This window comes from Sinomonas sp. ASV322 (assembly GCF_030908245.1).
Lineage (GTDB): Bacteria > Actinomycetota > Actinomycetes > Actinomycetales > Micrococcaceae > Sinomonas.
Genome location: NZ_JAVFJJ010000002.1, coordinates 193576 through 206836 on the forward strand (window position 1 = coordinate 193576; position 13261 = coordinate 206836).

Consider the following 13261-nt stretch of genomic DNA (forward strand, 5'->3'; position numbering starts at 1 on the left):
GGTGGGCCGGTCACTGATCCCGTGCTCCCGGATCGCGCCGTATCCGGCGAGGGCGAAGCCGCTCTCTCCTACAGTGGCCAGGGCTATGCGGGCAACCTCGCGCTGTACTACGAGCTCGGCGCCGCCGGCATCCGGATGCTGCTCGGGCTCGACTCGGCCGAGGCGACGATCGTGAAAGTGCCCTGCCCCGCCGTCGAACGCGAATCGGTGAACCCCCACCCAGGTGACGTCCAGTCCCCTCGGGCCGAAACGTGAGATCCCGGCACAAGGGGACGAGCTCCGCGGCGAGATCTCACGCTTCGATAGGTTAGGTCTCGGTGTCGCGAAGGCCGGGTTCGTCCGTGTAGACGTGCAGGTCCGCGAGCATTTCCTCGTCGACAATGAGTTCAGAGCGGCTTCGAGTACCCAGATACAGTGCGACGGCGGTCGAAAGGGCCTGGACGAGGGAGACGAACGCCGTGAGGGACCGCAGGATGGTCACGCCCTCACAGTCGACGAGCAGCGTGTGCTGGGCCTGGTTGGACAGTGGCGAGGCGGCGTTGTCGGTGAGCGCGATCGTGGTGAGGCCGCGTCGACGGGCAGCCTCCAAGGCATTCACGGTGTCGGCGGTGTAGCGCCGGATCGATATCGCGATGAAGACCTCGCCGGCCTCTAGCTCATGGAGCTCGTCGGCCAGTTGCCCGGTCACTGGCGCGAGCTGATGCACGCGGGGACGCACGAGCCGAAGCAGATAGGCAAGGAGCTGGGCCACCGAGAGGCACTTGCGCAGCCCGATGACGTGCACCCGTGGTGCGGTCGCGACGAGCTCGACAATTGCCGCCCATTGGACGGGATCGATACGCGCGAAGGTGCGTGCGAGATTCTGCTGGTCGTGGTCGACCACCGTGGCGAGCAGGTTCTCCGGCTTGGAGTCCCGCTGCGCCTGGTCGAAGCGCCTGACCATGTGCGCCTGATCGCTCAGGTGTTCACGGCATAGGCGGACCAGCGCAGGGTAGCCGTCCAGGCCCAGGCTCTTGGCGAATCGCACCACCGAGGACTGGTGGACTTGGGCGAGCTCGGCGGTCTGCGCGATCGTACGGAAGGCGGTGCCCTCTGGATCGGTCAGCAGGAGCTCGGCGACCCTGTGCTGTCCCTTGGCCAGATCGGGCATGCGCTCGTGCAGGAGGTCCCGCAGCGCCGCGTAAGACTGCGGAGCTGTGGGGCCTGCCTGGTCCACTCGACACCTCCGAAGATCCGGCGCGAATGGGCTCAGTTTGGGTACTGGCCTCAGTCGACCGCCGCAGCAACCCTACCAGTGAGCTGCGCCAGTGCACCGCGCAAGTGCGCCAGCGAGCCTGCGATCCACGGCAGGGAGGTTGGGTCCTCGCTGTTGAGTGCGGCCCATCGCTCCTCGTCGCTGACGCCGTAGAGCAGGCTCGTGGCGACTCGGGCGCGCAGGCCCCTGTCGTCGTCGCCGAAGGCGACGCCGGGCAGCACGCCGACGCCGAACCGCTCCAGCAGCGCCGTGCTCAGCTGCGATCCGGTGCCGATGCCCTGGAGTTCCAGCGCATCGGCCACGGGTGCGAAGTCCGGGTACAGGTAGAACCCGGCCTTCGGCGGACGGCATGCCGCCCCGGCGGCGCGGAACTCGCTGTAAACCGCCCGGGCAACCCGCGCATGGAGAACGCGAGACTTCTCGATGTGTGCGAGGACCTCCGGCTCATCCCCGAGGACATAGGCAGCGGCGGCCTGCATCGGGGCAGCCAGGCCCGACCAGACCTCGCTTCCGATGCCGACCACGGCTTCCATGAGCTGCCGGCCCCAGGCATTGTCCGGTGTTCTGGCAAAGCCGATCCGCCACCCGCCCAATGCCATGGACTTGCTCAGGCCGGTGGTGATCACCGTGCGCTCCGGAAGGCAGCTGATCGGACTCGGGGCCGAGCCGTCGTGGACCATCGAGGCATAGATTTCATCCGAGATGATCGCCAGCCCGTGGCGCTCGGCGACCGCACACACTTTTGCGATGTCCTCGGCCTCGGCGACGGTTCCGGTCGGGTTGTCCGGGACCGTCATCACCAGCGATGTCGGGTTCTTGCCCTCGGCCCTGGCGGCGCGCAGCGCCTCCTCGAGCAGATCCGGGTCGGGTATGCCGCCAGATCGCTCCGGGATCGGCACCCACACCACGTCCTTGCCCAGCAGCGCAGCCTGGGCCGCATAGCTGACCCACGACGGGCGGGGAAGCACCACGTCGCCGGGGATCGCCGCTAAGAGCGCGAACAGCAGGGCCTTGCTCCCGGGGGCGAGGATGGTCTGGGTCCAGTCGGTCTCGAGCCTCCGGCGGGTGAACCACCCGGCCGCGGCCTCGCGCGCCTGCTGGGATCCTGCCACGGGGCCATACGAGTTCATGGCGGCCGAGGAGGCCAGGGCCTGGACCACGTTCGGTGGGACGGGCAGTCCGGCTTCGCCGAATCCGAGGTGCAGCACCTTTTCTCCGGCTGCCTTCTTGGCCTGCAGCCTCTCATTGATCGCCAGCGTGGCGGAATGCATCGTCATCGATTGAGGGCCCTTCTAGTGCACTTCTGCTTGCTTTGAAAGTCTAGCTTGCAATTGTAGTTGCATCATATGGCTTGGCCATCCAGCTGCTCCATCGGTTCCTCCTCGGCCGGAGCGCCGCGGCGCCGGGTCACCTGGGTGAGGATGCCCGCCGCGACGGCGATGGCGGTCACCAGCAGGGTGAGGGCAAGGGAGAGCCGGGTGTCGGCGGAGACCAGCATCCCCGCGGTGACCACCAGGAGGGCGACCAGCACCAGGACGCTGAGGTAGGGGTGGCCCCACATCTTCACCCGGAGGCTGCCGGGGTCACTTCGGTCCACCCGGGTGCGGAAGCGCAGCTGGGTCAGGGTGATACCGAAGTAGACGACGACGGCCACCGAGCCTGAGGAGTTGAGCAGGAACTGGTAGACGGAGTCGCTCGGTACAAAGTAGTTGGCCACGATCGTGGCGAGGCCGCCGGCGGAACCCAGGATCACGGCTGCGGTCGGCACGCCGTGGCGGTTGACCCGGGTGAAGGCCTTCGGCGTCTCGCCGCGCAGCGCCATGGCATGGATCATGCGCGAGGACGAGTAGATCCCTGAGTTCAGGCACGAGAGGACGGCGGTGAGCACGACCAGGTTCATGAACACGGCGGCGCCGGGGATGTGGAGCTCGTTCAGGACCGCGACGTAGGGGCTCGCGGCGACCTCCGTGGAGCTCCAGGGAAGGAGCATCACGATGACGAAGATCGAGCCGATGTAGAACAGCAGGATGCGCCAGACCACGCTGTTGATGCCCCGGCGTACCGCGTTGGCGGGATCCTTGGCCTCTCCGGCTGCGATCGTGACCACCTCGGTGCCGAAGTAGGAGAAGAAGACGGCGAGCGACGCCATGGCAACCGGCCCCCATCCTTCCGGGGCGAAGCCGCCCTGGCCGGTCAGGTTCGAGAGGCCCGGAGCGGCGAATCCGGGGAAGAGGCCCAGAATGGCAGCCAGGCCGACGAGCAGGAAGGCCACGATGGCGGCGACCTTGATCATCGCGAACCAGAACTCGAAGGTTCCGAACGACTCGACGCGGCCGAAGTTGACCGCGATGAGCGAGGCCAGCATCACGAGCGCGGCCAGCCACGTCGGAATGGGCGGCAGGAGTCGGTGCACGATCGAGGCCCCGGCGATGGCCTCGAACCCGATGGTGACCATCCACTGGTAGGCATACAGCCACCCGATGGACAGGCCCGCCCAGGGGCCGAACTCGCGGGTGGCGTAGGTGGCGAACGAGCCGCTGCCGGGGGCAGCCACGGCCATCTCGGCCAGCATCCGCATCACCAGGACCACAAGCAGGCCGATCGCGGCATAGGCGACGAGCACCGCCGGACCGGCCATGCCGATCGCGCTGCCGCTGCCCACGAAGAGCCCCGCGCCGATCACGCCTCCGATCGCGATCATTGACATCTGACGATTGCCGAGCGCGTGGCGGAGGGCTCCGGCTCGTGGGGTGGAAATCTGGGAGTTCATCTGATCCTCGCTCTGTTGCGGGTCATGTCCAGGTGCGATGTGATCCACCTGACAAAATTCAAGATGGCAACTAGAGTTGCATATGCGCGGCTAAATGCCAACACCAGTTGCATCGTTAGTCTGCGGAGGGGATCCAACACGGTTCAGAGGAGTTGCCCATGCCGGCACTGGTAGTAGAGCAAGAGATCGCCGGGTTGCGCTGGCTTGTGCTGAGCGGCGAACGCCTCGACGTGTTCGCTGCCCTCGGCAGAGCCGCCAAGGAGAACATCCACGCCGTGCAGGAGGGGATGCCGGAGCGCGAGGGGCTGAGCCGCTGGGTATCCGCGGGCACCGGCGCCCGCAATTATGCCCGGGTGGCCGCGGCGACCAGACGGTACCATCCGACCGGCCTCGCCGAGCTCGCGGCCCTCGCGCGCGGCGCTGAGATTGATGCCGACTCGCTGCTGCTGGCCAACCTGCGCGGGGACCTCGGCAGCAGCGACGGCACGGGATGCTCGGACCTGGTCTGGCGTGGCCGGAACACGGTCCTCGCGCACAATGAAGATGCCGCGCCCGCGCTCGAAGGTCAGCTGATGTTCGTCACCCTCGCGATCGACGGCGAGCCGACCGTCACGGCCCAGTGGTACCCCGGTTTCCTGCCCTCGAATGCCTTCACGGCAACCTCGAACGGCCTAGTGTGGGGCATCAACCACATCCAGGTAGCCCATCCGAGTCCAAGCCCCGGGCGTCACTTCGTGATACGGTCCCTGCAGTCCGCGCCCAATCTGACGACAGCGCTCGAATACCTGGAGGCACACCCGATGGCCGGCGGATTCGCCGTGACCATTGGATCCTCCGCGGACGGGCGGGCGGCGCAGGTGGAAACCGCCGCCGGCCTAGTCGACATTGCCGAAATTTCCGAGAGGCAGCCTCTGCAGTGGCATTCCAACCACCTCCGCAGGCTTCCCGCCGCCCTGGATGAGCCTGTCGCTGCCACCCCCGAGGACCCGACCCGGCAGCTGGGCGGCTTCTCGGAAAGCGTCGCGCGCGGAACCCTGCTTGAGCGAATTGGACTGCCCGACGCCGAGCCCGACGACAGTTGGTTCCTGAAGGGGCTATCCGGTCCTGGGGTGTTCCGCACGGCAGCCGGAAGCGACCCGCTGATGACGCTGTGCACGACCGTGGTCAACCTCGGCGAGGACCGCATCACCGTGCGCGGTGCCGGCGGCCTCACCTCAAAGCTCCCCTTCTCCGACTTCATTCACGGACGCCTGCCACTGCACGCCTGACACCCCGAAACCGACTAGAACGCGGGTTGTTCAGGCGGTCAGTTCGGTGGTTGCGTCCACCGCAATCGTGGTGGGCCCTGTGGGTCTCGAACCCACGACCCGCGGATTAAAAGTCCGCTGCTCTACCAACTGAGCTAAAGGCCCCAAACCGGTTTGACCGATCACCAGTACTCTAGCGCAGCGGGCCCGGCGGCGTCGTTCCGCGGCCGCCTCCAGGCCGCCGCTGGGGCCGCCCGAGTGCATGGGCACGCGGGCGGCGGAGGAGTACCGTACAAACATGAGCGAACAGTCAGGAAACGGACCGATCAGGCCGCACAAGCCGAAGCCGTTCGCGCCGATCGACTTCGAACCGTTCGCGGGCGGGGCTGACCCGGCACGGGTCTCGGAGGCCGCGCACCTCGCGGCCCAGGCCCTCGTGCGGCGCGGGCGCGAGAGCGACGACCCGGAGATCACGCGTCGGCTCGTCCGGCTCGCCGACGAGCAGGGCCTCGACGCGATCGCTGAGATGTGGGCGGAGAGCCCCGCCCGCTCGCTCCCCGGCGCACTGTGGCGCCTCTATGCCCTGCGCGCGGCCACACGAAGCGATCCCGAGCGCATCTCGGTGTACTTCAAGGCGGGCAAGGACACGGCGCAGGTCTCGCACGTCGTCGCCGGCGTCGCCGAGCCCCCGGGGGCGGAGGAGCTGACGACGATGGCGGATGCCATCCTGTCCGGAGCGTTCGACGGCGACTTCGACGTCGCGCTCGAGCGCTCGGCGGCGTTCTGCCGCGTCATCGCGCTCGGCCAGGCGACGCTCGCCGACAGCGCCGACCTGGCGAACTCGGCCCATGCGTCCAAGCTCACCCGCAACGCGCACCAGCTCGTCAAAACCGCCGAGGACCTTGAAGCCTCGGCCAGCGCGTGGCGACGCGGGCAGCTCGACTGACCGGGAGAGGCCCCGCGTAACGCGTCCAACCACACCGCGTCAAGATTGACTAGAGGCGGAGCCCGTAGAAGACTGAAGGTGGCGTCGGACCGCGGCACCCCCGGGCTCCAACTTTTAGCCGCCTTGAGCGGCCATCCGCCGAGAGGCGGTCCCGGTTCGACGCTCTAAGCTTCCCCCGATGAACCGGCTCCTCACGGAGCGTTCATGTCCCGCACGTCGCGGACCACTTCGTACAGCGCTCGCCTCGTCGTCGTATTCGTCTTGCGCAGGGCGTTGGAGATGTGGCTCTCGACCGTGCGGATGCTCAGGCCGAGCTGCTCGGCGATCTCCTGATTGGTCCGCGACCCCGCGAGCAGCGCGACCTCCGCCTCGCGCCCCGTGAGGGTGAGCCCGAGAACCTCAGGCTCGAACACCAGGTACTGCGCATCAGTCGGAAACCGGGCGACGAAGGAATCGGTGGCCCGCTCGATCGCGATCGCGACGATGGGCTCGCCCGCGAGCCGATACCGCTTGACCGCGCCCCGCAGGAGCATGGTCGCCTGATAGACGTCGCCGTCTTGGCGATAGCCGAGCAGGAGGCTCTCGAGCCGGCGAGTATCCCGCGAGAGGACGGCGTCCGCGATCGCCAGGAGCTGATCGTGCCGCCACGCCTTGGTCGAGCGGTGCAGCCGCTCTACCCGTTCCCTGAGCCGATGCCCCGGGAGGAGGCACAGGAAGAACAGCCCGGCCATCGCGGCCTCGAACGTGTACCCGCGCTCGAGCTGCTCGTCCACGAGCCGGCTCGCCGCGTCGTCGAACCAGTCGGCGCTCACGGGCCGTCGGGACACAAGGTCATAGACCCCGGTCCCCGTCCCGGGCAGCGGCCCGACGGCCGGGGTCTCCTTGTCCGCCTGCGCGGCGAGCGGGGGGATCCCCGCTCCGCCGCGGAGGGATGCGAGCCGCAGCATCGCGTTGTGGAGCGAGTCGACGAGGAAGCCCGGCCGGCGGAGGGAGAACACCCACCCCATGAGGTACTCGGCCTCGTCGAAGAGCCCGCGGTAGAGGAGGGCCTGCGCGGCGACGTAGCTGTGGGCAACGAGGCTGAACTGATCGGTGGTCTTGAGGGCGTCTCGGCGGCGTTCGAGGGCGTGCACGAGTGCCTCGTCCACGCGGCCGCTCGCAAACAGGGCGAGGCCACGGATGACGGGCTCGACGCGCGGAAGCATGTCGAAGCCTCCCGCAGAGTCGAGCGCTCCGAGCGCGGCCGTGGGGTTGAACCGGTAGACGGCGACGATCCCCTTGACTGCCTCGACGATGCCGCTCGTCGGGTTCCGGCTCTTGAGTCGCGCGAGGATCTTGTCGACGTTGCGGGGCACCCCGCGATAGGAGGCCTCGATGAACAGCGCGGACGCCTCGGCCTCCGCGGCCCACTCCGGCTCCGCCTTGGCGACCTGCCTTACGAGCGAGATCGCATGGTCGATGTCGCCCCCGGTGACGACCTCCCACAGCGCCTTCGTCATCGTGAAGAACAGGAAGTCCCCCGGGTCGTGATAGACGGGGTCTGTGTGCTCGAAGACGCTCTGGATGCGGAACTTGTCGATGGGCGCGCCCCAGTAGACCCTCAGGAAGGCGGCCGCGTTCGCCATGCTCCGCTCGGCCTCCCACCTCCCGTAGAAAAGCTTTTCGAGCGCCTCGAGGCGACGATGGAAGTACCGGGTTGTCGCAAAGTCGTTGCCCTTCGCCTCGGCCCTGAGCGCGGTGACCATGGTGAGGACCGAGGTGTCGTCCGGCTCGGCGTTCTCGGGCGGGGGCGCTGGCGCGAGGAAGTTGTCGGTGATCGCGCTGCGCAGAATCTGGCGCGAGTTGCCGATGTGCCCCTTGAGATAGTCCTCGACGACGGGCGGGAACACCGATGCGAGGAGGGTCCCGTCGGGGCCCGGGACGACAGAGACGAGGCCGCGGTGCTCGAGCCCGTCGAGCACCTCGGCGCCGAGCGCGTGGACGAGATGGTCGACGGCGCTCGGCCCGCGCAGCGAGATGGTGCTGAGGGCCGTGAATTCCTCGGGGCTGATGCCCTGCAGGAGCTCCTCGACCGTGCTCGAGAGGTGCTCGTTGAGGAGGGTCTGCCCCGCCATGCGCCACTTGCCGTCACGGAGAACGAGCCGCTCGCTGAGCACCGCTGTGTCGATGATTCGCACGGCGAGCCGCAGGTTGCCGCCCGATTTCGTGAGGATGCGCGCGGCGACGTCAACGTCGACGGCCGCCCCGAGCATCGTCGCGGCGAGTGCGTTGATCTGGTCGTAGCGGAGCGGTGGGATCGGCACCGTCGCCTGGGGCAGACGACCTAAGGCGAGGGCCGGCGTCGTCAGATGGAGCGGCGACTCGCCGATCGTGACGATGAGCGGCACCTGCGTGCGCCTCTGGACGATGTCGATGACGGACAGCGACTCGCGATCCACGTTTTCGGCGTCGTCGACGACGAGGACCCGTGGCCCGGGCCGGGACAGCTGCTCCGAAAGGAGATCGGACACGCCGAGGATCCCGATGGCCCGCGATCGCAGGTCCAAGCCGAGCGAGAGGATCCCCGCAAACGGCACGGAAAGGAGCGATGGCGCGCCGAAGATACCGTAGACCCGGGTACCCTCATCCTCTAGTTCGTCGATGACCCTCCGTGCCACGCTCGTTCGCCCGCTCCCGGGCGCGCCGACGATCCGGACACCGAGTCCGCGCTCCGCATACGCGAGAACCCGGGCGATTTCATGCTCAAACAACTCCGAAGACCTTTCTTGCGTTGCTTGCCCCCCATGCACCCTCGGCCTCCGCGGCACCGGCGGCAGTCTCGGCAGTCTCACCGCCTCGACTACGTGGTGCCTTCCGCGTCGGCATCAAGGATCGCTCGCTGCGAAGCGACGCACATGCCCCAGAATCCGGGCATAGGAGTGCTCGCAGCCAACAACTGAGGGTACGACTCGAATTCGGCGCCTCAGTGGAGAAATCAGCTGATCTCAGTGTTGGTGGGCGCAGCAGCCTCAGCACCACACGGAGGCGGAAGCCGCCCCTCGTCCCCGGAAACGGCGCATTTCGGATCTCCGCCCTCAGTGTCGATCCGCAGATTCCGTGCCACGTCCCAGTGGAAGCGGCATCGATCTCAGTGGTCGGCGGCTCGCGGCCTCAGTACCCGCTCGTGCGGGGAAGCGGTCGCGGAGCCATTCTCTTCTCCGAGCTCGCGGACGAGCTCGGAGAGGCCAGCCCGGCTCGTCGTGTGCGTCTTGCGGAGCGCGTTCGAGATGTGGCTTTCGATCGTGCGCACGCTCACGCGAAGCAGCGTGGCAATCTCCTGGTTGCTCCGGTGGCCCGCGAGGAGCGCGACCTCAGTCTCGCGCACCGTGAGCGGACCCGGCCGCTCGGGCTCGAGCGCCATGAAGCGCGCGTCCGGACCCGCGATGGCCGCGAAATCCTTCACTGCGCGCTCGGCCGCGGCGGTGGCCCGCGAATTTCCCGCAAGGCGGTGCCGAGTGGCGCCGCCGCGCAACAGCATGGCCACCTGATACCCGTCGTCGGCCGGGACGTAGTCCGCAACGAGCTGCTCGAGCCGCCTGGTATCCCCCTCGATCACGGCTCGGGCGAAGGCGAACAGCTGATCGTATCGGGTGACGCCCCGCTCCGACATGATGGCCTCGACCATCCCGAGCACGCGGGGCCCCGGGAGCAGGCACAGGCACAGGAGGGCCGAGTAGGCCGCCTCGAACACGAAGCCGTGCGCGAGGTTCTCGTCGATGAGGCGGCTCGCCTCGCCGTCGAACGCGTCGGCGCTCTCGGGGCGCCGCGTGACAAGCTCGTACACGCCCTTCCCCACCCCGGGAAGCGGGCCGACATCCCGCGCGCCGACGCCCGCCTGCCCGCCCAGGGCAGCCGGCGCCCCTCCCTCGCGGAGGGACGAAAGCCGGAGCATCGCGTTGTAGAACGATTCGAGGAGGAAGCCGGGCCGGCCGACCGCAAAGGCCGAGCCCATGAGGTACTCCGCCTCGTCGAACAGGCCGCGATAGAGCATTCCGACCGCCGCGACGTAGCTCTGCGTCACGAGGCTGAACTGGTCGACCGCCTGGAGAGCGTCCCGCCGGCGCTCGAGCGCGTAGGCGATCGTCTCGTCGACGCGTCCGCTCGCGAACAGCGCGAGGCCGCGGATGACCGGCTCGAATCGGGGCAGCGTCTCGAAGCCCGGGGCGGAGTCGATGACGTCGAGCGCGGCCTCGGGGTGGAACCGGTACACCTCGAGCAGCCCGCGCACGGTGGCCGTGACACCGCTCGACGGGTTCTGGGTCCTGAGTCCTGCGAGCGCGGCGCCTATGTCCGCCTGCTCGCCGCGATACCCGGCCTCGAGCATGAGGGCCCAGGCCTCGGCCTCGGCCGCCCATCCGGGCACGTCCGCGGCGAGGCGGTCCATGATTCCGCGGGCCTTGTCGACGTCGCCCTCGCTCAGGACGATCCACACGGAGTGGGTCAGCGAGAAGAAGAAGACGTCGGCGGGGTCGCCGTCGTTCGTATCGGTGTGCTCGAAGACCGCTTGGACGCGGGCGCGGTCGACCGGCGCGCCCCAGTAGACCTGGAGGAAGGCGACGGCGTTCGCGAGCGTGCGCTCGGCTTCCCAGGTGCCGTAATGAAGGTGCACGAGCGCGTCGAGGCGGCTGCGGAAGTACTGTGCCGTCGCGGCGTGGTTGCCCCGCATTTCCGCCCGGAGCGCGGCGATCGAGGGAGCGGCGTCGTCCATCCGCGTGACAGCGCCTGGCGGGGCGGCCGGCGCAGACGACGACGGCGGAGCGAACCTTTCGGTCATGGCGCGGCGCAGGATGCGGCGCGACGAGCCGATGTGCTCCCGGAGGTATTCGTCCACGACGGGCGGGAACACCGAGGCGAGGAGGGCGCCGTCCGGCCCCGGGACGACCGAGACAAGGCCGCGGTGCTCGAGAGCATCGAGGACCTCCGCGCCAATGGCGTCGACGAGGCGGTCCACAGGGCACGTGCCGAGGAGGGACACGGTGTTGAGCGCCCGGAACTCGTCTCGGCTGAGCCCGTGGAGGAGCCCCTCGACGGTTCCGTTGAGGTGATCGGTCATGAGCGTCGGCCCGTTGAGGCACCATCGTCCGTCCCGGAGGGCGAGCCGTTCGCCGAGCAGCGCCGTCTCGACGATTCGGACGGCGAGCCGCAGGTTGCCGCCCGACTTGGCAAGAATCCGCGCGGCGACGTCGACGTCGACGGGCGCGTCGAGGATCTCGGCGACGAGCGCGTTGACCTGCTCGTAGCGCAGCGGCGGAATCGACACCGTGGCCTGGGCCCACCGCCCGAGCACCGCCGTCGCCGTCGCCGACGAGGCGGACTGGAACGGGACGTCGCTGCTCGTCACGACGATGGGAACCCCGAGGCGCTTGTGGGCGATGTCGATGACGGAGAGCGACTCGTGGTCGAGGCTCTCGACGCCGTCGACGGCGAGGACGCGCAGGCCCGGGCGGGAGAGTTCCTCCGCCAGGATGTCGGACGCCGCGAGGATGTCGATCGGGCGGGATCGGAGCTTGAGGCCGAGCGAGAGGATCCCTGCGAACGGCACGGATTCGAGCGCGGGGTCGGCGAAGATCGGATAGACCTTCGCGCCCCGCTCCTCGAGCTGCGAGATCACCCCGCGCGCGACGCTCGTCCGTCCGCTTCCGGGCGCGCCGACAACACGGACGCCGAGGCCCCGCGCGACGTAGCGCAGAACGCGCTGGATTTCCTGGTCGAACAACCCCAGGCCTTTCTCTGCTTCCTGTCCCTTGTTCTCTTTGAGTCCGTCGTCGTGCCATCATGACGCACATCGGGTGGGGCGGATAGCAGAATCCGGTTGCGCCGACCCCGAGGACGGCCCCGTCCCGTGGTCTCCGTGTCGGAGGGCGGCGCTACGCTTGGCGTCCATGTGGGGGAAGAGCTTTGTGTCATGCGGTCATGTCGTCGTCCTTGTCGACGACGCCGAGGCGTCGTTCGCGTTCTACCGGGACGTCCTGGGCCTCGACGTCGTGGCGAGCGACCGTCCGCATCCCCCGCAACGCCCCGACGAGCCGCCCGCCCCGACCCCAGGGCTCGGGGTATGGCTCATGGCGCCGAGCAGCCCGCACGAGGCGGCGCTCGTCGGCCGTCAGGCGGGCCATCGTCCCCTCTTGGTCATGCTCACGGAGGACCTCATCCGGCTGCGGCGGCACCTCGTCGCACGCGGCGTCGACGTGTGGGCCGAGCGGCGGGACGCCGACGGGCATTCGCTCCATTTCTCGGATCCGCAGGGAAATGTGATCGTCGCCTCGCAGCCGCGATGACCGCCCACGGCGCTCGCGGGCGATTTACCTTCGTCGCGTACCATGCGTTGTACCGGCCCCCGCCGGACCTGTCATCGGCCCCCAACGGCCCTCACGGAAGAGAATCCATGAAGCTGCGCCTCTTCCCTCAGGAGACGGCCGCGCTGGAGCTCCTCGCCGACATCGCCCAGCAATCAGTCCTCGCCGTCCAGGTCCTGTCCGAGATGTTCGGGGCCCGGCGTCAGGACCGCGAACGCATCTTCGACGAGCTCGTCAAGGTGGACACCCGCACGGCAGAGCTCCAGCGGGCGCTCCTCACCCAGCTCCGCACGAGCTTCGTCAACCCGCTCCCCCGCGAAGACCTCCTGGACCTCTCAGAAGGACTCGGCAGCGCGGTAGAGGAGCTCGTCGCGGTCGGCGAGGTGACGGTCGTCAACCGGCTTGATCGGATCGCGCGCGAGGCGTCGGACCAACTCGAGATCGTCAACCGGCAGGCCGAGCTCACGGTCGCTGCGATGCGCGGCCTCAACCGGCTCGACGACCTCGAGGACTACTGGATCGAGATGCTCCGCCTCGCGAAGCGCGCGAATCACACGCACCGGGTCTGGAGCGGCCAGTCGATGCGAGAGCTCTCGCTCGGTGCGTACGCGCGCAACGTCGAGATGGCGAGGGCGCTCGTCGCCGCGGCCCACGCGCTCCGCGATGTCGCCGCCCGCGTCGGCCGGATCATCGTCAAGGAATCGTGAC

10 protein-coding genes and 1 tRNA gene are annotated in these 13261 nt (G+C 68.6%); 5 read left to right on the forward strand and 6 right to left on the reverse strand.

Features of this window, described 5'->3' with window-relative positions; genetic code table 11:
* The first annotated feature begins 21 nt into the window (after window positions 1-21).
* Window positions 22-255 carry a hypothetical protein gene (locus RBS12_RS03500; protein ID WP_307964676.1) on the forward strand — a complete coding sequence of 78 codons (234 nt, stop codon included), beginning with the start codon at window positions 22-24 and terminating at the stop codon, window positions 253-255.
* Between the two features lie 52 nt (window positions 256-307).
* Here the strand turns inward: RBS12_RS03500 and RBS12_RS03505 are convergent, their stop codons facing one another.
* The 3 genes from RBS12_RS03505 to RBS12_RS03515 form a co-directional block, all read right to left on the reverse strand.
* Window positions 308-1216 (reverse strand): MurR/RpiR family transcriptional regulator, encoded by a 909-nt coding sequence (locus RBS12_RS03505; RefSeq protein ID WP_307964677.1) that lies wholly within the window; start codon window positions 1214-1216, stop codon window positions 308-310.
* A gap of 50 nt (window positions 1217-1266) precedes the next feature.
* The gene (locus RBS12_RS03510; protein ID WP_307964678.1) at window positions 1267-2532 is read right to left on the reverse strand and encodes a pyridoxal phosphate-dependent aminotransferase; all 1266 of its coding nucleotides are present in this window, start codon (window positions 2530-2532) and stop codon (window positions 1267-1269) included.
* Window positions 2533-2597: 65 nt separating this feature from the next.
* Window positions 2598-4025: an amino acid permease gene (locus RBS12_RS03515; protein WP_307964679.1), complete on the reverse strand. Its 1428-nt coding sequence runs from the start codon at window positions 4023-4025 to the stop codon at window positions 2598-2600.
* 158 nt (window positions 4026-4183) lie between these two features.
* On the opposite strand from RBS12_RS03515, the gene RBS12_RS03520 reads away from it, so the two are divergent.
* The gene (locus RBS12_RS03520) at window positions 4184-5293 is read left to right on the forward strand and encodes a C45 family peptidase (protein WP_307964680.1); all 1110 of its coding nucleotides are present in this window, start codon (window positions 4184-4186) and stop codon (window positions 5291-5293) included.
* Between the two features lie 68 nt (window positions 5294-5361).
* Here RBS12_RS03520 and RBS12_RS03525 read toward each other — a convergent pair.
* Window positions 5362-5437: transfer RNA gene (locus RBS12_RS03525), tRNA-Lys, on the reverse strand.
* A 133-nt stretch (window positions 5438-5570) separates the two neighbouring features.
* Between RBS12_RS03525 and RBS12_RS03530 the strand changes: the two genes are divergently transcribed.
* Window positions 5571-6218 (forward strand): hypothetical protein, encoded by a 648-nt coding sequence (locus RBS12_RS03530; protein ID WP_307964681.1) that lies wholly within the window; start codon window positions 5571-5573, stop codon window positions 6216-6218.
* A 191-nt stretch (window positions 6219-6409) separates the two neighbouring features.
* Here RBS12_RS03530 and RBS12_RS03535 read toward each other — a convergent pair whose 3' ends face one another.
* Window positions 6410-8968: a LuxR C-terminal-related transcriptional regulator gene (locus RBS12_RS03535; protein WP_307964682.1), complete on the reverse strand. Its 2559-nt coding sequence runs from the start codon at window positions 8966-8968 to the stop codon at window positions 6410-6412.
* 377 nt (window positions 8969-9345) lie between these two features.
* Entirely contained in the window at window positions 9346-11973 is a 2628-nt protein-coding gene (locus RBS12_RS03540; RefSeq protein WP_307964683.1) for a LuxR C-terminal-related transcriptional regulator, read from the reverse strand.
* 166 nt (window positions 11974-12139) lie between these two features.
* Here RBS12_RS03540 and RBS12_RS03545 point away from each other — a divergent pair, with 166 nt between their 5' ends.
* Both RBS12_RS03545 and RBS12_RS03550 read left to right on the forward strand, forming a co-directional pair.
* Window positions 12140-12535: a VOC family protein gene (locus RBS12_RS03545; protein ID WP_307964684.1), complete on the forward strand. Its 396-nt coding sequence runs from the start codon at window positions 12140-12142 to the stop codon at window positions 12533-12535.
* Window positions 12536-12642: 107 nt separating this feature from the next.
* Window positions 12643-13260, forward strand: a complete 618-nt coding sequence (locus RBS12_RS03550; RefSeq protein ID WP_307964685.1) for a nuclease PIN — start codon at window positions 12643-12645, stop codon at window positions 13258-13260.
* The last annotated feature ends 1 nt before the right edge of the window (window position 13261 follow it).

Coding starts and splice junctions, on each gene's coding strand:
- RBS12_RS03510 (WP_307964678.1), bottom strand. CDS start 2,532: ATGACGATGCATTCCGCCACGCTGGCGATCAATGAGAGGCTGCAGGCC.
- RBS12_RS03515 (WP_307964679.1), bottom strand. CDS start 4,025: ATGAACTCCCAGATTTCCACCCCACGAGCCGGAGCCCTCCGCCACGCG.
- RBS12_RS03520 (WP_307964680.1), top strand. CDS start 4,184: ATGCCGGCACTGGTAGTAGAGCAAGAGATCGCCGGGTTGCGCTGGCTT.
- RBS12_RS03530 (WP_307964681.1), top strand. CDS start 5,571: ATGAGCGAACAGTCAGGAAACGGACCGATCAGGCCGCACAAGCCGAAG.
- RBS12_RS03545 (WP_307964684.1), top strand. CDS start 12,140: ATGTGGGGGAAGAGCTTTGTGTCATGCGGTCATGTCGTCGTCCTTGTC.
- RBS12_RS03550 (WP_307964685.1), top strand. CDS start 12,643: ATGAAGCTGCGCCTCTTCCCTCAGGAGACGGCCGCGCTGGAGCTCCTC.